This window comes from Pedobacter sp. SL55 (assembly GCF_026625705.1).
Classification (GTDB): Bacteria; Bacteroidota; Bacteroidia; order Sphingobacteriales; family Sphingobacteriaceae; genus Pedobacter.
The window spans coordinates 781,945-805,082 of sequence record NZ_CP113059.1 but is presented as its reverse complement, the minus strand read 5'-3'; the positions used below and the strand labels follow the sequence as shown (position 1 = coordinate 805,082).

Here is a 23,138-nt window from a genome sequence, read left to right as displayed (position 1 = left end):
AATGACGTTAGAAGATAAGCTTTCTGGTAAAAATATAATTTTCTTTTCGGTCCAAACTTTTAATTTAGAAAAGGAGATTAAAAACAAGTTAGAACAATTTGGTGCAAAAGTGTATTACTATGATGAAAGGCCATCGAATAGTAATTTTACAAAGGGTATTATTAGGTTAAAAAGAAGTGTTTATCAAACCAAAATCGATAATTATTATAAGTCAATACTCAATGACACAAAAGACTTGAAGCTCGATTTTTTATTTGTTAATAGAGGAGAGGTAGTACCGGCTTTTTTCCTCTTTAAGTTTAGGGAATTGCATCCAGAGTGTGAATTTATTTTTTACACTTGGGATTCTTTTACGAACCACACTCACCCAACTACAATTTTGAGTTATTTCGATCGAAAATTAACTTTTGATCCAGAAGATGCTACAAGATACAAAATTGATTTTAGACCTCTGTTTTATCTCGACGCATTTAAAGATTTGCAGGCAGACAAGATAGAAAACGACATCCTATTCTTAGGAACTGCACACTCAGATCGCTATAGAATTAGTACGCAAATATTTAATTGGGCAAACACCCAAAAAATGACCATGTTTTGTTATTATTACATGCATGGGCGTTTGGTATACCTATACAAAAGATTGTTTGATGCTACGTTTAAAGAGTTTGATTATAAAAAGTTAAGTTTTAGGTCTTTGAGACTAGTAGATATCATAAAGCTATACAAAAAATCGAATGTTATTTTGGATATCAATCATCCTCATCAAAAAGGATTAACTATGCGTACATTCGAGGCGATTGGCGCAAGAAAAAAAATAATAACAACAAATAAAGAGGTTTCTAAATTTCCATTTTACTCTAAAGAAAATGTTCATATTATAGAGCGGGAAAACATAAAACTTGAAAAAGGTTTTTTTAAAAGTAGTTATGTAAATATTGATGATGATTTATATAAAAAATTATCTTTAGAAGGGTGGTTGTATAATGTCTTTGTTGATAGCGAAGGAGAGTTTTGGAGGCAGTGTAAATAAATTAGAAATGAACTTAACCATTACAGGCTCCTCAGGCTTTATAGGCCAAAATCTCCTCCAATACTTAAAAAATTATCAGGTCACAGAGTTAACTAGGCAGCAATTAAACAATCCAACAATTGAACAATTAAGCAATTCCGAAGCCATCATCCACCTTGCCGGCAAGGCACATGATCTAAAAAAAACATCCAACCTAGACGAATATTACCAAGTTAACTTCGAGCTGACCAAAAAGCTGTACGATGCTTTTTTAAAGTCAGATGCCAAAAAATTCATTTTTATAAGCTCAGTTAAAGCCTCCGCGGATAGCGTAAATGGAATATTGACAGAAGAGAACGAACCCAACCCACAAACAGATTATGGCAAGTCTAAGTTAATGGCCGAACAATATATTCAAGCTCAAGAGCTTCCGGTAGGCAAAAGCTACTATATTTTAAGACCCTGCATGATCCACGGTCCAGGTAATAAAGGTAATTTGAATTTACTGTATCAATTCGTGCAAAAAGGCATCCCGTATCCTTTAGCTACTTTTGAAAATAAACGTTCTTTCCTGAGCATCGAGAACCTATGTTTTGTGATACAACAATTGTTAAAAAAAGATATTAAATCTGGGGTGTACAATGTGGCAGACGATGAAGTGCTCTCAACTAATGACGTAGTAAAAATTTTAGCGCAAGCATCCCATAAAAAAGCCAAACTCTGGAAAATCCCTTCAACATTTATAAAAAAGCTAGCAAATGTAGGGGATGTTTTAAGGCTACCTTTAAATTCCGAGCGTTTACAGAAACTAACAGAGAGTTATGTGGTAAGCAATGCTAAAATCAAAGCTGCACTACAAATATCGCTTCCCGTAAATACCGCCGAGGGATTAATGATTACTGCCAAATCTTTCAGCACCCCAACCCTAGGTCCCAAGTAGGGTTCAAGTAGGGATAGAGTACTAGTAGAGTACTCATCTATGCTTACATAATAAAAATCCATTTCTAACACAATGTCAATTCCCATACTCATTTTATACTTCGTAATTTTCATAGCGCTAGAGCTCGTCTATTTCAAAATCGCAGATCGCTACAACATCATCGATAAACCTAACCATCGCAGTTCGCATAGCAGCATTACCATTCGCGGTGGAGGCATTATTTTTCCTTTGGCTGTTCTGGCATATTCGTTAACCAACGGATTTCAAAACTTCTATTTCGTAATTGGTCTATTGGCCATATCCACCATTAGTTTTTTGGATGATATTTTGACACTCAACAACAAAGTGCGTTTAAGCATACACCTTACCTCGGTTTTACTATTGTTTTTTCAGTGGGATCTGTTCAGTTTAAGTTGGTATTGGGTACTGATAGCGCTCATTTTTGTTATTGCTACCATCAACGCCTATAATTTTATGGATGGCATTAATGGCATTACTGGCGGCTACAGCTTGCTTACCATAGCTACGCTATACTACATCAATACACAGGTCGTAGCGTTTACTTCCAATGAGCTTTTGATCGTTGTTGGACTTTCATTAATTGTATTCAATTTCTTTAACTTTAGAACCAAAGCTAAGTGTTTTGCCGGAGATGTCGGCAGTGTAAGTGTGGCTTTTATCATTGTCTTCTTTATCGGTCAGTTGATATTAACCACACAAAATCTGTCCTATATTCTATTGCTTCTGGTGTACGGTACCGATACCGCCTTTACCGTTTTATTCAGAAAAATTAGGAAAGAAAATATTTTCGAAGCCCATCGCAGCCATTTCTATCAATTCCTTTCCAATCAATTGAAGTACGCACATATTTTTGTGTCTTTCATTTACATCATGGCGCAGTTACTGATAAATATTGCGTTAATTTTGTTGATTAACGCAAATATGCTGTATGTTACAGGGATGTTTTTAACATTTGTGTTCATTTACCTTGTACTACGTTTTGTTTTCGAAGGCAAGGAAAAGTTGCTGGTATCCTATCATCACTAAGATGGTAAAATTTTTGATGGAATATAATTATTGTCGTACCTTAGTTCAAATTAGTTGCTTTGTTTGGTAAAATAAATATTGTCCCTCGGTGGATTATCTTCCTGCTCGATTTAGGTATTTGCGCAATATCTTTAACTATTGCCTATGCTGTTAAGCTTAATCTTGCACTTTCTGCAATAGATCCTGTAGAGTTTAGTAGAAACATACTCATTACTACTGCTATCAGTATTGTTGTTTTCTTTAACGTCAAAACTTATTCTGGTATTATTCGCTATACCAGTGCTCAAGATACCTTTAGGATTCTTTTTGCAGTAATTATTAGTAATGGTATATTTTCGGTACTCAACTTTTTAATTACTGCATTCGGTTACCACCCTTATATATCCAATACGGTTTTAATTGTAAATTTACTTACCTCTTTTCTGTTGTTGATTACCTACAGGGTACTGATCAAGTATTTCTTTATGTATATCAAAAACTTAAACCTCGATAAACGTAAAGTAATAGTTTATGGCGCAGGCGAAGCGGGTTTGGCTACCAAAAGAACCTTTGATCACGATGGCAAGGTAAATAAAACCATCATGGCCTTTGTTGATGATGATGAGCGTAAGGTAGGCAAAGCAATTGATGGAATTAAGATATTAAGTGCGCAACGTTTAGAAGAACTCATTAAAGAGCACGAAGTGGATGAAGTTATTTTTGCATCTTACACCATTCCAATAGAAAGAAAAAATAAGATTGTGGATGTTTGTCTGGAGCATGAAGTAACTGTGCTAAACATTCCACCACCAGATGCTTGGCAGGGAGGTAAACTCAACAAATCGCAGATACAGAATATCAATATCGAAGACTTGCTTAATCGTAAACCAATAGAGATCGATGTGCAAGAACTTCAAAATCAGTTAAAGGACAAACGCATCTTAATTACTGGTGCTGCAGGTTCTATAGGCAGTGAAATTGTTAGGCAACTAATTAAATTTGAAGTAGGCTTGATTATCCTTTGCGATCAATCGGAAACTGCCTTGCATGATATTTACCTAGAACTAGAAGAGAATCATAAAAACAATAACTTTCATGCTTTTATTGGCGATGTAAAGGACGAGCGAAGGATGATCCATCTTTTTGAGATGTACAAGCCTCATTATGTGTACCATGCTGCTGCTTACAAGCACGTGCCTATGATGGAAGATAACCCATCTGAAGCCATTAAAAACAATGTAATGGGTACCAAGATGATTGCCGATCTTTCGGTAAAATACGGGGTGCAAAAGTTTGTAATGGTATCTACCGATAAAGCAGTAAATCCTACCAACATTATGGGAGCTTCAAAGCGGATTGCTGAAATTTATGTACAATCACTCAATAATTCGTTAAGCCAAAATAATTACATTTTCAGTAACGGTTTAAGCTACATCAACAGCTTAGAAGTAAAGCCCATAACTAAGTTTATTACTACCAGATTTGGCAATGTGCTCGGTTCTAACGGTTCGGTTATTCCTCGCTTTAAACAACAGATAGAAAAAGGTGGCCCTGTTACGGTAACACATCCAGAAATTACCCGTTATTTTATGACCATTCCCGAAGCTTGCAGATTGGTTTTAGAGGCCGGCTGCATGGGTAATGGTGGAGAGATTTTTGTGTTTGATATGGGCAAATCGGTAAAAATTGTTGAGCTTGCCAGAAAAATGATTCGTTTGGCGGGCTTAGTCCCTAATCAGGATATTAAAATACAATACTCTGGTTTAAGGCCAGGAGAAAAACTTTTTGAAGAGCTGCTAAACGATAATGAAAATACGATGCCTACACATCATGAAAAAATCATGATAGGAAAAGTTAGAGAATACTTATTTACCGAAGTAGAGGAACAAATTTATTCACTACTAAAGTATGCCCAAGCAAATGATGATAGGCAAGTGGTAATGGGCATGAAAAAAATGGTAACAGAATTTAAAAGTAAAAACTCGGTATTTGAAGAGCTGGACGGCATAGTAAACGAGTAATTTAACAAAACCTTATCGAGCAGAGCTAAAAGCTAGATAAACTTTCTGGATAAAGGCTTAAACGTCTAAAAGGATTTTATATTCCAATAAAACCATCATCATTTTGCTAATCACAAAAACACTAACGAGTAAACCGAGCTTGCGAGTTCTTGAACACTAAAGCATGATAGCAACTTGTGAAAAAATCGTGATAGCTTCATAACCATTGAAAACAAATTTACATTTATGAAAAAATGTCTACTAACGGCCGTATTCATGGCCTTTTTTATATTTGGAGCAAAAGCCCAAGAAGCTAATACCGCTAATCAGCATATCTTACATGATTACCAGCTGTATCAAAAGCTTAATCGCTCGGTGTACGATACTCAAAGCAAATTTCACTCTTCTATTAGAGGTTTTTATGCTGACGATGCGAAATTAAAAACGGCTTATGATTCGTTAATGAATTATGGCGTAGATACCTTAAACAGAAGAAGCTGGGTGCACCGCAAACTTTTTCAAGAGCACTTGTTAGAGTTTAAAACTAATGAATACCACGTCTATGCAGACTTTCTGGCCGATTTTCAGATTGGGAGGGAGTTTGAAGGCGAGCGAACCACTTGGCTAAACACACGTGGTTTTCAAATTGGTGGAAACATTGGCGAAAAGTTCTCCTTTTATCTCAATGGATTTGAAAACCAAGGTAAGTTTCCGGGCTATGTAGATGATTTTATTATAGCCAATCAGGTAGTGCCAGGGCAAAGCTTTGGTAAGTTAGAGAAAGATACCAAAGATTGGAGTTACGCTTCAGCACTATTATCTTACACGCCCAATAAATACTTAAATTTTGCCTTAGGTTACGATAAGAATTTCATAGGTGATGGCTATCGTTCTATGTTGCTTTCTGACGTGTCTTCAAACTATTCTTTTTTTAGGTTAAGGGCCACATTGGGCAGTTTTCAGTATCAAACCATTTATGCCTATATGCTAGATCCAGGAGCGCCTAAGTTAACTACGGACAGACGCTTGGGAGATAGGGCCAAATGGATGGCAGCGCATTATTTGGATTGGAATGCAACCAATAAATTGTCGATAGGATTTTTTCAGGCCGTAACTTGGGCTGATGCAGAAGTGGAAGGCAAACGAGGCTTCGATTTTAACTACATCCACCCATTTATATTTTTAAGACCGGTAGAGAGTTCGCATTTCTACTCTCCAGATAAAATGCGCTTAGGACTTAATGTGAAGTACGAGTTGTTAGAGAAAACTGCGTTATACGGACAGTTTATGTTTGATGAGTTTACCGCCAAGGAATTTTTTGCGGGAAATGGTTATTGGGCAAATAAGTGGGCCATTCAGTTAGGATTTAGAGGTTCAGATCTTTTCAAAGTGAAGCGTTTAAATTACTTGGCAGAGTTTAATACTGCACGCCCTTATACCTATGCTCACTTTGATAGGCTATCTAATTACTCTAATTTTAATCAACCTTTGGCGCATCCATTTGGTGCCAACTTTAAAGAGTTTTTAGGTATTTTAAATTATAGCGTAAAACGATTTGATTTTCAGGGACAGGCACTGTATGCAAACTATGGCCTAGATGCTGATGGAACCAACTACGGTAAAGATATCTTTAAAAGCTACGATACCCGCTCCGTTAACTATGGTAGCCACATAGGGCAGGGTATTGCTACCGATTTATTTTTGATGCAAGGGAAAGTGGCTTATTTGTTAAATCCGAAATACAATGTAAGGCTAGAACTGGGCGGTTTAGTTAGACAAGAGAAAAACAGCTTGTACAACAATAAAACAGCTATGGTTACTTTTGGGTTAAAAACCAGCTTTAGAAACTTGTATTACGATTTTTAATATTTACGATTTAGGAAATTTTATAAAGGCGAAGCTTTCACTTTGTCCCGGAACAGAAACAAATAAAAAAATAATCACTTTGCGTCGATTTTTTTGTGTTATAGCCTATTAGCTTGTAAAACTGACCCTGAAATAAATTCAGGGTGACGCTAAATCGACGCGTCGTCATGCTGAATTTATTTCAGCATCTGCTTGCAAATTTAATAAGCCTTCTGCATGAAAAGTCCCGATTGATAAAATCGGGACTTTTCTTATTTCTTGCTCAAATAATCTTGATAGGCTAAATTTAAACCCTCTTCCAATTCTATCTGATGTTTCCAGCCTAGGTTGTGGAGCTTGGTCACATCCATCAATTTTCTTGGTGTACCGTCTGGCTTAGAAGTGTCAAACACTAACTCTCCCTCAAATCCTACAGTTTTCTTTACGGCCAAAGCTAAATCTTTAATGGTTAAATCTTCTCCGGTACCAATGTTAATTAAGTTGGGCTCGTTGTAATTCTCCATCAAGTAATAACAAGCGTCTGCTAAGTCATCTGCAAACAGAAACTCCCTCATTGGCGATCCAGTGCCCCAAATCACCACTTCCTTACTACCATTGCTCTTGGCTTCATCAAACTTTCTAATTAGCGCTGGTAATACGTGCGAATTTTCTGGGTGGTAGTTGTCATTCAGTCCATATAAATTGGTTGGCATTACCGAAATAAAATTACATCCGTATTGGTCTCTATAAGCATCACACATTTTAATACCCGCTATTTTAGCAATGGCATAAGGCTCGTTAGTTGGCTCTAAAGTTCCAGTCAATAAATAATCTTCTTTTAATGGCTGAGGAGCCATTTTAGGATAAATACAGCTAGAACCCAAGAACATCAATTTCTCTATGCCATTCAAATAAGATTGATGGATGACATTGTTCTGTATTGCTAAATTCTCATACAAAAAATCGGCCCGGTAAGTGTTGTTTGCTACAATGCCCCCTACTTTAGCCGCTGCTAAGAAAACATAATCAGGTTTTTCTGCTGCGAAAAAATCAGCAACTGCTTGTTGGTCTCTTAAATCAAGTTCTGAAGAAGTTTTGGTAACAATATTTTGGTAACCTTCTTTTTGAAGCTTACGGTAAATAGCCGAACCCACCATACCGCGGTGGCCTGCTACGAAAATTTTAGAATTCTTTTCCAATGTAATTTTTTTAAAAGCCCTTCCCTTTGGGGAGGGTTGGGTGGGGCTTAAGAAGCCATTATTTTAGTTGGCCTGCTAACTGCTATTTTCTTTACTGCTTTGATAATTGCCTGGGTATCGTACCCACAAAGTGCCCAAAGTTCTGGCTGTTCGCCGTGCTCTACAATTTCATCTGGAATACCAAGCCTTGTTACATCAGCCTTATAACCGTGATCTGCCATAAATTCCAATACAGCGCTACCCATTCCACCTTGCAAACATCCATCTTCTACCGTAATTACATTTTTGAAACGAGTAAATACATCGTGAAGCAATTCCTCATCTAAAGGTTTTACAAAGCGTAAATCGTAATGAGCAGGGTTAATGCCATCGCTATTTAATTCTTTACAAGCTTCTACAGCAAAATTACCTACGTGGCCAATAGTTAAAATGGCTACATCCTCTCCATCACATATTTTTCGGCCTTTGCCAACCTGCAATTCGGCTAATGGACGTTTCCAATCTGGTAGCATACCATTACCTCTTGGGTAACGGATGGTAAACGGACCCTTATTTTCAAGCTGTGCAGTATACATCATATTGCGCAGTTCCTCTTCATTCATTGGAGCTGCTACCGTCATATTAGGAATGCAACGCATAAAAGCTAAATCGTAAGCACCATGGTGGGTTGCCCCATCAGCGCCAGCTAAACCAGCCCTGTCTAAGCAAAATACAACATTTAGGTTTTGTATGGCCACATCGTGGATTACTTGGTCATAAGCCCTTTGCATAAAGCTAGAGTAAATGTTACAGAAAGGTACCAAGCCTTGCGTTGCTAAACCCGCAGAAAAGGTTACGGCATGTTGCTCGGCAATGCCCACATCAAAAGCTCTATCTGGCATGGCTTTCATCATGATATTAAGCGAACATCCTGATGGCATGGCAGGTGTAATCCCTACAATTTTTTTATTTGCCTCTGCAAGCTCAACCATGGTATGCCCAAAAACATCTTGGTACTTTGGAGGTTGAGGTTTATCTGGAGCAGATTTTTTAATCTCGCCAGTAATTTTATCAAACAAACCTGGTGCATGCCATTTGGTTTGATCTTTTTCGGCCAAGGCAAAACCTTTACCTTTTACGGTAACGCAGTGCAATAATTTAGGACCAGGAATAGCAGATAAATCTTTGATGATGGCAGCTAGACGCTTTACATCATGACCATCTACCGGGCCAAAATATCTAAAATTTAAAGCTTCGAAAAGGTTACTCTGTTTTAATAAAGTGCCTTTAATGCTTTTCTGAATTTTCTTTACATATTTCTGTGCATTAGGGCCAAGCTCAGAAAGTTTGGTCAACACATTGAAAACATCATCCCTAAAACGGTTATAAGATTTAGAAGTAGTGATGCTAGTTAAGTATTCTTTCAATGCCCCAACGTTAGGGTCTATCGACATACAGTTGTCGTTTAATATTACCAAAACGTTAGATTTTTCTATCCCTGCATGATTTAAACCTTCAAAAGCCAAACCTGCAGTCATCGCTCCGTCGCCAATTACAGCAACATGTTGTCTGTCTTTTTCGCCTTTATAATGCGAAGCAACGGCCATACCTAAAGCAGCAGAAATAGATGTAGATGAGTGCCCTACACCAAAAGTATCGTATTCGCTTTCGCTGATTTTTGGGAAGCCGCTAATGCCGTTAATAATGCGGTTGGTATGAAACTGGTCTTTTCTTCCTGTTAAGATTTTATGACCATAAGCTTGGTGGCCAACGTCCCAAACCAGTTTATCATAAGGGGTATTTAGCGCATAATGCAAAGCAACAGTTAGCTCTACTACGCCTAAGCTAGCTCCAAAATGTCCTCCGTTAACACTCACTACATCAATGATATACTGGCGTAACTCCTGGCAAATCTGCTCTAAATCGCTCTCACTGTATTTTTTCAAATCAGTAGGGTAATTTATTGTAGACAACAAAGTTCCTGTTTTAACTTCCATGCAATGTTATAAAAGCACAAATTACGGTATTTTGTTTAACAAATTTATCAATAAAAGTTCCAAATTGACAGAAGCCTATTGCTAAGGTTAATGAGAGTGACTTAGTTATGCGCATTACATCATTGTATAACCTAAAATTTTGGTTATTTTTACCGAAACAAATACACATTTCCAATTTCAAGAATGAACAGAGACACATTAGTTTTCGATTTAATTGACAAAGAACTAGACAGACAAGAACACGGATTAGAGCTTATCGCTTCAGAAAACTTCGTTAGCAAGCAAGTAATGGAAGCTGCGGGCTCGGTATTAACCAACAAATATGCCGAAGGTTTACCGGGAAAACGTTACTATGGCGGTTGCCAAGTGGTAGATGAGATAGAAAATATCGCTATCGAAAGAGCTAAAAAACTTTTTGGTGCTGCTTGGGTAAATGTACAACCACACTCTGGCGCTCAGGCTAATGCTGCGGTAATGCTGGCGGTAATACAACCTGGAGATAAAATTTTAGGTTTCGATTTGTCTCACGGTGGTCACTTAACACACGGCTCTCCTGTTAATTTCTCTGGAAAACTATATCAACCTTTGTTCTACGGTGTAAAAAAAGAAGATGGCTTAATTGACTATGCAAAATTGGAAGAAGTTGCCTTGGCCGAAAAACCAAAGTTAATTATCTGTGGCGCTTCTGCTTATTCGAGAGAGTGGGATTATGCCTTTATCCGTAAGGTTGCAGATCAAATTGGTGCTTTGGTATTGGCAGATATTTCACATCCGGCAGGTTTTATTGCTAAAGGTTTGTTAACTAACCCGCTTCCTCATTGCCATATTGTTACCACAACTACACATAAAACGTTGCGTGGTCCACGTGGTGGAATGATCATGATGGGTAAAGATTTCGAAAACCCATGGGGTTTAAAAACACCAAAAGGCGAAACCAGAATGATGTCTAACTTGCTAGATATGGCTGTTTTTCCTGGCACACAGGGTGGCCCTTTAGAGCATATTATTGCTGCCAAAGCCATTGCTTTTGGCGAAGCTTTAACAGATGAGTATGGTGATTATATCAAGCAAGTAGGTGCTAATGCGCAAGCTATGGCCAAAGCATTTGTAGCTAAAGGATACGGAATTATTTCTGGCGGTACAGATAACCACTTGATGTTAATTGACTTGAGAAACAAAAATATCACAGGTAAAGCTGCCGAAGAAGCTTTAGGCAAAGCTGATATTACTGTTAATAAAAACATGGTTCCGTTTGACGATAAATCTCCGTTTGTAACATCAGGATTTAGGGTAGGTACTGCTGCAATTACTTCTAGAGGTTTTAAAGAAGAGCAAATGGCAGAAATTGTTGAATTAATTGATGAAGCCTTAACGAATTCAGGAGATGATCAAATACTAGCTGGCGTGAAAAATAAAGTTCAGGCCTTGGTAAGTCGTTTTCCATTATATAAATAGCTATATTAGATAGTTATTGCTAACTATTATGCTTAATGTCCCTTCTCCAAATTTGCAGGTTGAGGAACAGCGCTTAGCGGCACTGTACGCTTATGATGTGCTTGGAGAAGGGCTTAACAATGAGTTAGACAATCTGGTAAAATTAGCAGCGCAAATTGCGGCTACCCCAAAAGCCTATATTACCTTTGTTGATCAAGAAAACATTGTGTTTAAGGCTTCGTATGGGCTGGTTACCAAAGAACGTGTCTTCAACAGAGACGGTAGCATCTGTCAGTTTGCAATGTATGCCAACGAGGTTTACATTACACCTAATATTCACGAAAGCCCAGATTTTAAAGGCAGTCTATTGTTATATTCTGAGGATAAAATCGTTTTTTATGCCAGTGTGCCTTTGGTTGATACTGAGGGTTTCCCTTTAGGCTGTCTTTGTGTAGTAGATGATATTGAGAGAAGCCTAAACTCTTCACAAATCGAAGCCTTACAGACACTTTCGCAACAAATTATAACGCATTTATCTTTAAGGCGAAAAAATTTGCAACTGGCAAAGCAAACGCAACGCTCCGAAGAATTTATCAATGTCTTTGAAGCCTCGCCAGAAATTCACTGTATTTTAAATAGAAATGGCGATATCGTATTTACCAACCAAGCAGCTTACAGATTGTTGGGCTACAAAAGAGAAGAAGTGCTTGGCAGAAGTATGTGGAGCTTTTGTTACCCAGAAGATGTTTTAAAAATCATTAACCACATAGAAGAAGGTTTAAAGTTAGGAGAAAAAGAGTTTACATTAGATTTTCGTGTGGTAGATAAAGCTGGCCAAGTAAAATGGTTAAGCTGGAGCATGGTGTCTAAAGAAGATCGCTGGTACAGTTATGGAAGAGACATAACCGAACGTAAACGCTTAATTGCCGAGCTAACAAATTTATCTTTTGTAGCAAGTAAGGTAAACAATGGCGTGGTAATTAGCGATAATTATAACCGGGTAAGCTGGGCAAACGATGCTTTTACCGAAATTACCGGTTTTACTTTGCAAGATATTCAGGGCAAACCACTCGGCGATTTAATTAGGGGGCCAGAAACAGATTGGTCTGTAGTTGAGGAAGCCCGAAAGCTTACCAACGAGAAAAAATCTTTTACCGTAGATATCCTAGCCTACCGAAAGGACAAAAAGAAGATTTGGCTCTCTATTTACAGTACCATTATTCTCAGTGCCGATGGCGAAGTAGAAACCGAGATTGAGATCATCATCGATATAACCGAGAAGAAAAAAGCAGCGCAAGAGTTAGAAATACTTTCTACGGTGGCCAGCAAAACAAATACTGGAGTAGCCATTTGTAATGAGGAGGGGGCAATTACTTGGGTTAACACCGCTTTGGAGCTACTTATCGGGTATGCTTCTGCCGAACTTTCGGGTAAAATGCTGGGCGATGTGCTTTCTACTGATGAAACCGATAGGCAGGTAATTTTAAGTGCAAGGGCAGCATCTGAGAACCAAAAATCATTTTCTATTGAAGTTTTAGCGCAAAAAAAAGACGGCACTTCTATTTGGTTGTCTGTAGCTAATACACCCATTATTAACAGTAAGGGCAAGGTAGAGCGGTATATCGAATTAATTACCGATATCACCGAACGCAAACAAGTAGAAAGAGATATCATACAAGCCAAAGAACAGGCCTTGCAGCTTAGCGAAGCAAAGGAAATGTTTTTGTCGGTAATGAGCCACGAAATACGCACGCCGCTAAATGCCATTATTGGTATGACGCACCTGCTCATCGAAAATGAACCTAAAACATCTCAAATAGAAGATCTTAATATCTTAAAATTTTCTGGAGAGAACTTGTTGAATATCATTAACGATGTGCTTGATTTTACCAAAATAGAAACTGGCAATCTTCACTTAGAATTTCTGCCGGTCAATCTTCAGGTTTTATGTACCGATATCATTAGCTCGTTACAAATTAATGCTAACAAACAGCAAAATGTCCTGGGCCTAAATTTCGACAAGCAAATTCCAAGTTTGGTATTGGCAGATCAAACAAGACTTTATCAGGTATTGATGAACTTATTGGGCAATGCCATCAAGTTTACTACTAAGGGCAAGGTAGAATTGTCGGTAAAAGCTCAACATCAGAACGATAGTAGCATAGCTATTTATTTTGAAGTGAAGGATAACGGTATAGGTATTCCTTCTGATAAGAAAGACTACATATTTGAAACTTTTACGCAGGCCAGAGCAGATATCTCTGCGAAATATGGCGGTACTGGTTTGGGTTTAGCTATTACCAAAAAGCTCTTGAAATTATACCAATCTGAAATTAAGGTAGATAGTTTAGAAGGAGAGGGAACCTCGTTTTCTTTTGTGATTAAGTTTGATAAGATTTGGCAAGTAGACTCACAAAAGAGCATAAAACCTGTAGCTTTTGAAGGAAAACGTATTTTGATTGTGGATGATAACGAAATCAATATCCTGATAGCTAAACGTATTTTAATGAAATGGGGATTGAATATCGATTTCGCATCAGATGGCTATAAAGCTATAGCATCTATTACCAAAAACAAGTACGATTTAGTTTTTATGGATATTAAAATGCCTGGTATTACTGGTTTCGAAACCACTACCATTATACGAGGTATGGAAGAGGAATACTACAAAAACCTGCCTATTGTAGCTCTTACGGCATCAACCCTGCATAACGAGGAAAGCAAGTTCAAAGAAAGCGGAATGAATGGGCACGTGCTGAAACCTTTTAGCCCTACAGAGATTAAAAAGGTTTTATCCCGATTTTTGATTTAAAGTAAAGGGCCGATATTCCGAGTGGAACTATCGACCCTTACCATCTAAATTAACGCTCTCGGTATAATAAACGAATAGCGTGGGTAAAAGTTTTTAAAAAGTTAATATTTTTTAATTATCCTCGTAACAGCCTAATTCAGAAGGGAATATTCTTTCTTTTTCTAAGATGTCTTTACTTAGGTAGGTAGAGAAATAAGGATGCTGACTTAAGTTGATGCCTTTATTTTTCGCGGGGCTGTTTTCGCTAATCTTAAAGTTTCCTTGCCGTGGGTTGATAAACAGCGGGTCTGCATTGATTAAATTTCCATTTCCGCTAAACTCTGCCTTAGTGGTTTTAATTAAGTTGTTTTTAAGCTCAATTAACGATGTGGCCGCAGATTTCTTTTCGATGGTTAGCTCGTCTTCTAAGCTGCCCCAAATGATGTTATTGCTTAGCGTTGCTTTTAATGCTCCAAACTCTGTACTGCTAATGAAGTCTGATAAATGAACGGCCGAGGTTCTACGGGCAAAACTATAGTTGTAAGCACCAAAGGTATTCTGTGCCAAATCGTAATTACCACCGCCAATGCCATAAATTAAGTATTGTCCACAGTTATGAAAAAGGTTATTGTAAGCTGCCAAATCGGTATGATAGCCTAAAAGGCCTACTACCTGCATATTTTTTACTACCGTGTTAGCCAATACCAGTTTAGGGTTGGTGTTAGAAGAAAGTGAATCTACGGTAATACCAGCAATGCCGTTTTTGATGGTGGCGTGGTTAATGATGGAGTTTTTGCTGCTGCCATAAAAATGGATACCATTCCACTGGCCGGGCTCCTCTTCATAAATACGCTCTGTTCTGTCGCTGGCAAACAAAATACTGTCTTTTTTGGTGCCTATTGCCGTCAAGGTTCCTTTTACATTCATGGTAGAGCCGTTATGAAACAGCACTCTTGTACCAGCAGCAATGGTAAGGGTGGTGTTTTCTGCTACGGTAACCGAGTTGTAGATAATGTAAGGCAATTGGCTATCCCAAGTAGTATTACTATTAATGGTGGCGTTGTTCACAAAAACTGCATTTTGCCCATAAGCTACCAATGGGATTTTCTCTTTCTTTCCGTTAAAAAACAAAAGGATAGAGTCTTCTACAATAAAGGGCTGGTTGGCTAGTGTGGGGTTAATGTTTACACGCACCAAAACGTTAATCGAATCTTTTCCATTAATTTTAACGTTTTTACCATTTGCCATTTGCTGGCCATTTACGTTTACGAGGAAAGGAGAGTTGGCACCGCCACCTAGTTTGATTTCATCAAGATTGATGGCTTTTTCGTTATAGTTAAATACTTTAAATCTTCGTACGGTAGAGCCTATAGAAGTAAATACGGTATCGAACAAAACACTGTCTGTAGAAAAACTAAGCTTTACATTGGGGTCAAAAGTAATGTCCTCATCTTTATTGCAAGCAGCAAAAGATAAGGTAAGCAAGGCAAGTAAAACTAGGATTGTATATTTCATTATTCTGCAAATGCTACGGCAGCTATACTTAATTTTTTAATTCCGTGGTTAAGCAAAGTATTTCCGCAAGCTTCTAAAGTAGCGCCAGTGGTAATTACGTCGTCTACTAAAAGAATGTGCTTGTTTAACAACTCAGTTTCGTTTTTAACGCTAAAAACATCCTGCATATTTTCATAGCGGGTATATCTTGCTTTTTTGGTTTGTGTTTCTGTAGCCTTGTTTCTCAATAAATGTGTTGTACTTACTGATAGATCAAGTGCTGTAGCCAAACCAGTTGCAATATACTCACTTTGGTTGTAACCTCTTTGTCTTAATTTTTTTTGATGCAGGGGTACAGGAACAATCATGTCAATATCTGCATAAAATTCGCTTTGCGAGAGTTTTTGGGCAAGCAGCTTTCCTAAAGTAATACCCACCTCTGTTTTGCCTTTATACTTTAAGCTGTGCATAAGGTTTTGCACTTTGGTGCCTTTCTTAAAATATAGCATAGCCATGGCCGCATTTAAGGGTAGGCGCCCCCAAAGCTGCTTGGCTACCAAATTGTCTTCATACAAATGAAAATCTGTATAGGGCAAATCGTAAAGACATTTGGTACAGATATCTTTTTCGCCACGATACAACAGTTTTCCGCAACCGTTACATAGGTCGGGGAAAAGTAAATTGATTAAATCTTCTGTATAACGTTTTAAGGCAAACATGATACAAGTTAGTGAAATTTAACGGATTGGGGAAACTACGTTTGTTGGTGTGTCAGCCTGAGCCTGTCGAAGACTAAGCTTTTTGACTTAGCAGAAGTTTAAGTTCTTTTATTTCTGTAGCTTGTAAAGCGATAATTTCTTTTAAAGCGTCTATATCACTTTTATCTATGGTGTTTTTTCTACTATTGGGCAAAAAATCTTCCATTTCTTTTCCTAAGATATTTGCTATTTCTATCAAACGCTCTTTAGTTACATTAACTCTACCCGTTTCTATTTTTTGATAAGTGCTTTGGCTAATGCCTAACTTCGAAGCCATGTATTCTTGGCTTAGGCATCGTTCATCTCTATAGCGGCGAATGTATTATTCTTCGCAACCGCCATAAATGGTTCTCATTTCCTTACGGTTTAATTTATTGAGTATGTTCATAAGCGATAGGTTTTCTATTAAGGTAGCTATAAATTTTCAACCAATAGGAATAATTTTATTCATTAAAAATTTTTGCTGAGAAAATGAGTTGTTTAGTTTTATAAAAAGCTTTTAAAAAATAAGGCAGCACGATTGCAAGCGAAACTGCCTTAAAACGAATGCCAACGTTTTTGGTATCGCCGTAAGCAGACCAGCGTGGAAGGTCTACAAAACTTAAAACTAAAGTTATAAAAAAATGAACAAATTAAATCAATTGAGTAGAGCAGAAATGAAGAAAGTGATGGGGGGCCTCACTGGGTAATGGAAATTATACGGGAGACTGGTGTAATGGAATGACATCATTTGAATGCTACGTACATTATTCATCGCAGACTGGGCAAGCTGGACATACTGATCAAGAATACCAAGTAGTATTTGATGGGCTAGCGGATTTTTGCAATTATATTTGTTCAGAAACGAGGCCTGTCTAATGGTTAAAGTGATAGGGTACACCCCTGTCACAAATTTTATTTATCAAAAAATAAGAGTATGCTTAGGAAAATATGTATTATCGTTTTATTTCTGCTATCCGTGATATGCGCTAAAGCGGATGAGTTAACTTTTCGAATTAAAGGTGCTTTGATAGGTAATACTAATTACCAATATGCTTATTTATACCAAAGTGATACAAAAAAATTATTAAGAGTTAAATTGGAAAATCGGCGATTTGAATTTACTGGGGAAATTATTTTATATAAAAAGGATTTTAATGTAGGGTTTATATTCCTTAGTAATGATTCTGCGGCTAAGTTCATTAACCAAAGAGAAATCATAGAGAAGCAGATAGATCGACAATATCGGATGATTATACTAGGGAGGCACACAATAAATGTCACTACTGATGCTGATATTAAAAATGCAAAAGTGGAGGGCTGTGAGTTAAATAAAGACTATGATGAGATGAACTTAGCTGGTCATGAATTGAAATATGAGCAGTTTATAGACTCTCATCGTGATTCTCCAATTTCATTATTGCTTATTAGAGGGATATTGCCACTAAAACATCTGCCGATTTTCGATCAATTAAATTTTCAAGGGCTATATGATAAATTATCGAATAAAATTAAGCAATCGGAATATGGACTTGAAACACTAAAGAGAATAAAAAACCTCTAGAGTTTGTTGTCTAACCTGTCTGGCTTAAGGTGTGCCGTGAATGAATAATAAGGTTGTATTTATTCTTCAATGTTGGATAGAAGATGATGGTAGGTCCATCACAGTCGTTGTGCAAGCGGAGGCTGTAAACCGCCCCTCGGTGCTAAAGGAGTAATTCGATGGTATTGAACGGAAAGGGGAAAAGGCCAGCAGGACTGGTCAGGTACGGATAAGGGAGATGAATGCAAATGAACCATCGATGAAGTAATGAGATAGAGATACCCATTGCCAAAAGTCGGTTTTCTTAAGGGCTGATGAGGATTGTAGCGGCTACTTGCCTACTGGCTACAAGGCAATCGTTATAGAGGTGGCATGACCCTTATCCAGGCTTTTATCCGGAACACGGGAAGTCCATATTGGATATAAAGCGAAATGCACAAGCAGGCAATACCTGTAAGGCTGAAAAGCGATGCCGTTATGGATGGCGGATGATGCCGTAGTAGTGATGAATTTTCTGTAATGGAGATGGAGCGAAGGGCATCAATTATACAGGTTAATAATGTTATAACAACTCTGCAAAGAGGAGGATTAAATGTTTGAGACAAAATCAACAACAGTACCCATAACAATGGAAATGGTACGGGAAGCCTATCGCAAGGTAAAATCGAACAGGGGTTCGGCGGGAGTAGATAAAGAAAGTTTGGAAGAATTTGAGACTGATTTATCGAACAACCTATATGTAATCTGGAACCGATTATCCTCAGGTAGCTACTTTCCCAAGCCTGTCCGTTCTGTCGCAATACCGAAAGCTAATGGTAAGAAGCGATTTTTGGGCATTCCAACAGTATCCGACCGTATTGCCCAACAGGTTTTAAAGACTTACCTTGAGCCCCGTTTGGAGGCTGTCTTTGCCAAAGAATCGTATGGTTACCGTCCGCTGAGGGGTGCCCATCAGGCAGTGTCTGCCGTGCAGAAAAACGTACGGCAATACCCTTGGGCAATCGATATGGATATCAGTAATTTCTTTGATGAGGTAGACCACAGTTTACTGATGAAATCGATAGATGTTCATGTAGAAGAGCGTTGGGCCAAGATGTACATCAAACGCTGGCTTGAAAGTCCAGTGCAGCAGGCAGATGGTTCATTAAGCCCAAAGGCTGGAAAAGGTACACCACAAGGCGGTGTGATAAGTCCTCTGCTTGCCAATCTGTTTCTGCATTATGTTTTAGATAAATGGTTGGGCAAGTATTATCCACAAGTTGCTTTTGTACGCTACGCGGATGATATTATAATCCACTGTTCTTCAGAAACAGAAGGGAAACAAGTATTGGATGGTGTACGCAGTAGGCTAAGGGAGTGCAAACTAGGGTTAAATGAGGAAAAGACGAAAATGGTTTACTGCCAAGATTATCGAAGAAAGCGGCGAAAAGATTATGCAAAGAAATTTGATTTTCTAGGCTTTACATTCAAACCAAGAACTGTAGTTTCCAAGAGGGAAGGTCTATTTTTGGGCTATGGGTGTGCTATTAGCCAAACATCACAGACACGTATTGTGGAGGGGTGGAGGCGTTTGAAATGGCATAACAGGAGCGATCTGGATATTCAAGATATCGCAGGTCATTTAAATGTCCAAATGGCGGGCATTATCCGATATTATGGCAAGTTCAATCTTATGGCTCTACGGAAATTGATGTGGCACTTCGAATTCAGGTTGGCAAAATGGGTGTTGAACAAATACAAAAGCTTTAGGAATAGTTATACCAGGGCATACAGATGGATAAAGGAGCTAAAGCGAAGCTATCCAGCAATGTTTTATTATTGGACTGTTTTTAAGCATGTATAATGATTTGTATAATAAGAGCCGTATGAATTGAGAGGTTCACGTACGGTTCTGTGAGAGGTTTGGGCTGAAATGCCCTTGCCTACTCGACCATTTCGTATAGCGCAAGCATTAGCGTAGCGGTGCTTGTGCTTTTGTATATAGTCTGAATAGGCCCAAGCAAATGCTTGCGCCAGAGTGTGCCTACTCATTGCTATTAAGCTAAAAAAACAACTATCTTGTAGCGTGGGTAGCAAATACAAGATACGGGACCAAAGCCTGCCATACTTTGTAAGCTTTGCCACGGTATATTGGCTAGATTTGTTTATACGGAACGAATATAGAGAAGTTCTGCTAGACAGTATTAGGTACTGCCAAAAAGAAAAAGGCTTGGAGGTTTATGCTTGGTGCATCATGACCAGTCACGTGCATTTAATAATTGGCACAAGCGGTAACAAGATGGAGGATATATTAAGAGATTTTAAGAGTCACACCTCCAGAATGCTGAGGAAATCGATTGCGGAACATCCACAGGAGAGCAGAAGAGAATGGTTGTTATGGATGATGGAACGGGCAGGCAAGAAGAACGGGAACAATAAGGGCTTTCAGCTATGGCAGCAAGACAACCATCCAATAGAGCTTTGGGAAAATTATATGAGAAATCAGAAATTGGAATATCTCCATCAAAACCCTGTAGTTTCTGGCTTTGTTTCTCTGGCGCAAGATTATGTTTATAGTAGTGCAAGAGACTATGCCGGAGAAAAGGGACTGTTGGAAATAAAGTTTCTGGAGTAGGCACAAGCACCGCTGCGCTAATGCTTGCGCCAGACAAAAACGCTTAAGCCAGACAGGGCCAGAGGTGCGCTAGACAAAAGCTTAAGCCAGATTGGGTATCGATGCTAGTAAAGCTATATCAAAAGACGGCAAGGCAAAGTTAGTTCAAATTAAAAATATTAATATATTATGAATAAATTGATTATCATTTCTTTATTGATATTTAATGTCATTCTCGCAAATGCTCAAAAGCAAAAATCTGCAAATTATTATTTCCAAGAGGGAAATAATTGTATGAATGCAATGCCGGGGATGCTTAGGGCAGAGAGAATTAACCAAAGTGTTCAGTATTTCTCTAAAGCCATAAATATCAATGATAAGTTTTGGCAGGCTTACCGAAATAGAGGGCGGGCATATTATTTTTTGCATCAATATCAGAAAGCTTTGCTGGATTTTAACAAAACATTGCAACTGACCGATGAAAAGATAAATCCAGATCTGTTGTTATGGAGAGGTAGATGTCTGTACGAGCTGAAGTTGTATGACAAAGCGATAAGAGATTTTGATCGTTCGATCCAATTATCAGGAAATGCTGACTATATTTATTTTTGCAGGGCTAAAGCTCATTGGAAATTGGGAAATTTTAAGAAGGCCTGCTTAGACTACAATAAGGCTGTAAACGGCTCGCCAGAATATAGTAAAGAGATAGATTTTATTAAATGTAACTAAAGATACTAACATAAGGCAAAATTACAAGTAGTCGGGCTTTTGCTCGTTCTCTAGCGTTAAGACTAGCGCTAAAGTGGGATGTATCGTCCTAAAATAAGTTTACAGGTTAATTGATTAGTCCTACTGGTTTACAATGCAAAATTCGAAAAAGGTAGAGAAATCTAGAATATGTGCAAGCAATTAAAAATGTAAATATCTAAGCCTTCTCTTTCACTGCCAACTGCCCACAAGCGGCATCAATATCTTTACCACGGCTGCGTCTGATATTAGTAGTAATACCTTGCTTTTTCAAATAATTTGCAAAAGCGTCAATTTTATCGCCTTCGGCATTAATGAAATCTGCAAATTGGATGGGGTTGTATTCGATTAAGTTAACCTTACAAGGAACGTGCTTACAGAATTTGGCCAATTCCATCGCATCCTGTATTTCATCATTAAAGTTATTGAAAACGATGTACTCGTAAGTAACTGGATTTTTGGTTTTTTGGAAATAATACTTTAGTGCTTCGGCCAATGCTTTTAACGAATTATGCTCGGTAATGGGCATAATCTCGTGGCGTTTTTGGTCGTTAGCGGCATGAAGCGAAAGTGCCAAGTTAAATTTTGCACCATCATCGCCCAGTTTTTTAATCATTTTGGCAATACCGGCGGTAGAAACGGTAATTCGTTTGTACGACATGTTTAAACCATCTGGTGCGGTAATACGTTCGATAGATTTTAGTACATTGGCGTAGTTGAGCAAAGGTTCGCCCATACCCATGTACACAATATTGGTTAGCGGAATGTTATAGTTCTTCTTCGCCTGTTGGTCAATTAAAACGACTTGATCGTAAATTTCATCTGCATTCAAATTACGAACGCGATCCATGTAGCCAGTTGCGCAGAATTTGCAGGTTAAGCTGCAGCCTACTTGCGAACTTACGCAGGCGGTCATGCGCTCTTCTGTAGGAATCAAAACGCCTTCTACAATATTACCATCGTGCAAACGGAAAGCATTTTTAATGGTATGGTCGTTACTGAATTGGGCATTGCTAATTTCAACGGTGTTGATGGTATAGCCTTCGCTCAGCTTTTTACGTAAATCTTTAGAAAGATTGCTCATCTCCTCGAAATTACGAGCAGATTTTTCCCAAAGCCATTGATAGACCTGTTTTGCCCTAAATGCAGGTTCGCCCATGTCTTTAAAATGTTGGGCTAATTGTTCTGGGCTTAATGAACGGATGTCTATCTTTTTTGTGCTTTGCATTATTATTATTTATCGTTGTAATGGCCCATGGCTGAGATGATGAAGACAAAAACAATATTTTCATCAACTCTATAAATTAGCCTGTCCTTCTTATTTATTCGTCTTGACCAAAATCCAGAAAGTTCGTTGCGTAAAGCTTCCGGTTTGCCGGTGCCGATGTAAGGATGTTCTGAAAGTTCAGCAACTATTTGCTTGATTTTTTTGATTGAAGCCTTGTCCCCTGATTTGAAGTGTTTTCGGAAATGTTCATCCGCTAACTTCTCTATTTTAACCCTAAACTTTCCCATATATCATTAGGGTCTACCTCATTAAACTGCCCTCTTTCTTCGGCATCCTTAATCATCTTTACAAAGGCAGGATCATATTGCTCCTCTTCTTTTTTCTCAAAAGGAATTTTCAAAGCTTTGGCTATTGCCTTTAAGGCCGCTAATTGCTCTTTGTTGGCAGGGTGCATGACTAGAGTTTCCATCTTCAAGTTGATATTTGATAACGAATTTGAATGCACAAAGTTACTTAAAAACATTGAGGCTTCGAAAACCTAATTCCGAAGCCTCAAAAATTATAAAATCTAATTAA

At 38.1% G+C, this 23,138-nt stretch carries 19 protein-coding genes; 11 read left to right on the top strand and 8 right to left on the bottom strand.

Annotated features, from left to right (window positions below; translation table 11 throughout):
- The first annotated feature begins 1 nt into the window (after position 1).
- The 5 genes from OVA16_RS03510 (at position 2) to OVA16_RS03490 (ending at position 6,841) form a co-directional block, all read left to right on the top strand.
- Entirely contained in the window at positions 2 to 1,030 is a 1,029-nt protein-coding gene (locus tag OVA16_RS03510; protein WP_267763540.1) for a hypothetical protein, read from the top strand.
- A complete protein-coding gene (locus OVA16_RS03505; protein WP_267763539.1) occupies positions 984 to 1,949 on the top strand; it encodes an NAD-dependent epimerase/dehydratase family protein in 966 nt (321 codons plus the stop codon). Before OVA16_RS03510 ends, OVA16_RS03505 begins: the two co-directional genes overlap by 47 nt.
- A gap of 72 nt (positions 1,950 to 2,021) precedes the next feature.
- Complete coding sequence (locus tag OVA16_RS03500) at positions 2,022 to 2,996, top strand: MraY family glycosyltransferase (protein WP_267763538.1); 975 nt, start codon at positions 2,022 to 2,024, stop codon at positions 2,994 to 2,996.
- A 59-nt stretch (positions 2,997 to 3,055) separates the two neighbouring features.
- Positions 3,056 to 4,996: a polysaccharide biosynthesis protein gene (locus OVA16_RS03495; RefSeq protein ID WP_267763537.1), complete on the top strand. Its 1,941-nt coding sequence runs from the start codon at positions 3,056 to 3,058 to the stop codon at positions 4,994 to 4,996.
- 225 nt (positions 4,997 to 5,221) lie between these two features.
- Positions 5,222 to 6,841, top strand: coding sequence for a gliding motility protein RemB (locus OVA16_RS03490; RefSeq protein WP_267763536.1), 1,620 nt, complete (start codon positions 5,222 to 5,224; stop codon positions 6,839 to 6,841).
- Positions 6,842 to 7,092: 251 nt separating this feature from the next.
- Here OVA16_RS03490 and fcl read toward each other — a convergent pair whose 3' ends face one another.
- The gene (gene fcl / locus OVA16_RS03485) at positions 7,093 to 8,019 is read right to left on the bottom strand and encodes a GDP-L-fucose synthase (RefSeq protein WP_267763535.1); all 927 of its coding nucleotides are present in this window, start codon (positions 8,017 to 8,019) and stop codon (positions 7,093 to 7,095) included.
- 47 nt (positions 8,020 to 8,066) lie between these two features.
- Positions 8,067 to 9,995: a 1-deoxy-D-xylulose-5-phosphate synthase gene (gene dxs / locus OVA16_RS03480; RefSeq protein ID WP_267763534.1), complete on the bottom strand. Its 1,929-nt coding sequence runs from the start codon at positions 9,993 to 9,995 to the stop codon at positions 8,067 to 8,069.
- Positions 9,996 to 10,178: 183 nt separating this feature from the next.
- On the opposite strand from dxs, the gene glyA reads away from it, so the two are divergent.
- A complete protein-coding gene (gene glyA, locus OVA16_RS03475; protein ID WP_267763533.1) occupies positions 10,179 to 11,450 on the top strand; it encodes a serine hydroxymethyltransferase in 1,272 nt (423 codons plus the stop codon).
- 28 nt (positions 11,451 to 11,478) lie between these two features.
- Positions 11,479 to 14,241, top strand: a complete 2,763-nt coding sequence (locus OVA16_RS03470) for a PAS domain S-box protein (protein WP_267763532.1) — start codon at positions 11,479 to 11,481, stop codon at positions 14,239 to 14,241.
- Positions 14,242 to 14,352: 111 nt separating this feature from the next.
- On the opposite strand, the gene OVA16_RS03465 is transcribed toward OVA16_RS03470, so the two are convergent.
- The 3 genes from OVA16_RS03465 to OVA16_RS03455 form a co-directional block, all read right to left on the bottom strand.
- Entirely contained in the window at positions 14,353 to 15,735 is a 1,383-nt protein-coding gene (locus OVA16_RS03465; RefSeq protein WP_267763531.1) for a hypothetical protein, read from the bottom strand.
- Positions 15,735 to 16,433: a ComF family protein gene (locus OVA16_RS03460; RefSeq protein WP_267763530.1), complete on the bottom strand. Its 699-nt coding sequence runs from the start codon at positions 16,431 to 16,433 to the stop codon at positions 15,735 to 15,737. Before OVA16_RS03460 ends, OVA16_RS03465 begins: the two co-directional genes overlap by 1 nt.
- A gap of 73 nt (positions 16,434 to 16,506) precedes the next feature.
- Complete coding sequence (locus OVA16_RS03455) at positions 16,507 to 16,791, bottom strand: helix-turn-helix domain-containing protein (RefSeq protein ID WP_267765337.1); 285 nt, start codon at positions 16,789 to 16,791, stop codon at positions 16,507 to 16,509.
- A 597-nt stretch (positions 16,792 to 17,388) separates the two neighbouring features.
- Between OVA16_RS03455 and OVA16_RS03450 the strand changes: the two genes are divergently transcribed.
- The 4 genes from OVA16_RS03450 (at position 17,389) to OVA16_RS03435 (ending at position 21,316) form a co-directional block, all read left to right on the top strand.
- Positions 17,389 to 18,015, top strand: coding sequence for a DUF4369 domain-containing protein (locus tag OVA16_RS03450; protein ID WP_267763528.1), 627 nt, complete (start codon positions 17,389 to 17,391; stop codon positions 18,013 to 18,015).
- A gap of 607 nt (positions 18,016 to 18,622) precedes the next feature.
- Positions 18,623 to 19,837: a group II intron reverse transcriptase/maturase gene (ltrA, locus tag OVA16_RS03445; protein ID WP_267763130.1), complete on the top strand. Its 1,215-nt coding sequence runs from the start codon at positions 18,623 to 18,625 to the stop codon at positions 19,835 to 19,837.
- 222 nt (positions 19,838 to 20,059) lie between these two features.
- Complete coding sequence (locus tag OVA16_RS03440; protein WP_267763527.1) at positions 20,060 to 20,608, top strand: REP-associated tyrosine transposase; 549 nt, start codon at positions 20,060 to 20,062, stop codon at positions 20,606 to 20,608.
- Between the two features lie 168 nt (positions 20,609 to 20,776).
- Positions 20,777 to 21,316, top strand: coding sequence for a tetratricopeptide repeat protein (locus tag OVA16_RS03435; protein ID WP_267763526.1), 540 nt, complete (start codon positions 20,777 to 20,779; stop codon positions 21,314 to 21,316).
- Positions 21,317 to 21,512: 196 nt separating this feature from the next.
- On the opposite strand, the gene rlmN is transcribed toward OVA16_RS03435, so the two are convergent.
- From rlmN to OVA16_RS03420, 3 genes are read right to left on the bottom strand one after another with little or no spacing between them, the layout of a single operon-like run.
- Entirely contained in the window at positions 21,513 to 22,562 is a 1,050-nt protein-coding gene (gene rlmN / locus OVA16_RS03430) for a 23S rRNA (adenine(2503)-C(2))-methyltransferase RlmN (protein ID WP_267763525.1), read from the bottom strand.
- Positions 22,563 to 22,567: 5 nt separating this feature from the next.
- Positions 22,568 to 22,849 (bottom strand): Txe/YoeB family addiction module toxin, encoded by a 282-nt coding sequence (locus OVA16_RS03425; RefSeq protein ID WP_138729701.1) that lies wholly within the window; start codon positions 22,847 to 22,849, stop codon positions 22,568 to 22,570.
- Entirely contained in the window at positions 22,825 to 23,031 is a 207-nt protein-coding gene (locus tag OVA16_RS03420) for a DUF2683 family protein (protein ID WP_267763524.1), read from the bottom strand. Before OVA16_RS03420 ends, OVA16_RS03425 begins: the two co-directional genes overlap by 25 nt.
- Positions 23,032 to 23,138 lie beyond the last annotated feature (107 nt).

Excerpts from the sequence above, each read along its gene's own strand:
- OVA16_RS03510 (WP_267763540.1), top strand. The coding sequence starts at position 2 with ATGACGTTAGAAGATAAGCTTTCTGGTAAAAATATAATTTTCTTTTCG.
- OVA16_RS03505 (WP_267763539.1), top strand. The coding sequence starts at position 984 with ATGTCTTTGTTGATAGCGAAGGAGAGTTTTGGAGGCAGTGTAAATAAA.
- OVA16_RS03500 (WP_267763538.1), top strand. The coding sequence starts at position 2,022 with ATGTCAATTCCCATACTCATTTTATACTTCGTAATTTTCATAGCGCTA.
- OVA16_RS03490 (WP_267763536.1), top strand. The coding sequence starts at position 5,222 with ATGAAAAAATGTCTACTAACGGCCGTATTCATGGCCTTTTTTATATTT.
- dxs (WP_267763534.1), bottom strand. The coding sequence starts at position 9,995 with ATGGAAGTTAAAACAGGAACTTTGTTGTCTACAATAAATTACCCTACT.
- glyA (WP_267763533.1), top strand. The coding sequence starts at position 10,179 with ATGAACAGAGACACATTAGTTTTCGATTTAATTGACAAAGAACTAGAC.
- OVA16_RS03470 (WP_267763532.1), top strand. The coding sequence starts at position 11,479 with ATGCTTAATGTCCCTTCTCCAAATTTGCAGGTTGAGGAACAGCGCTTA.
- OVA16_RS03465 (WP_267763531.1), bottom strand. The coding sequence starts at position 15,735 with ATGAAATATACAATCCTAGTTTTACTTGCCTTGCTTACCTTATCTTTT.
- OVA16_RS03460 (WP_267763530.1), bottom strand. The coding sequence starts at position 16,433 with ATGTTTGCCTTAAAACGTTATACAGAAGATTTAATCAATTTACTTTTC.
- OVA16_RS03450 (WP_267763528.1), top strand. The coding sequence starts at position 17,389 with ATGCTTAGGAAAATATGTATTATCGTTTTATTTCTGCTATCCGTGATA.
- ltrA (WP_267763130.1), top strand. The coding sequence starts at position 18,623 with ATGGAAATGGTACGGGAAGCCTATCGCAAGGTAAAATCGAACAGGGGT.
- OVA16_RS03435 (WP_267763526.1), top strand. The coding sequence starts at position 20,777 with ATGAATAAATTGATTATCATTTCTTTATTGATATTTAATGTCATTCTC.
- rlmN (WP_267763525.1), bottom strand. The coding sequence starts at position 22,562 with ATGCAAAGCACAAAAAAGATAGACATCCGTTCATTAAGCCCAGAACAA.
- OVA16_RS03425 (WP_138729701.1), bottom strand. The coding sequence starts at position 22,849 with ATGGGAAAGTTTAGGGTTAAAATAGAGAAGTTAGCGGATGAACATTTC.
- OVA16_RS03420 (WP_267763524.1), bottom strand. The coding sequence starts at position 23,031 with ATGGAAACTCTAGTCATGCACCCTGCCAACAAAGAGCAATTAGCGGCC.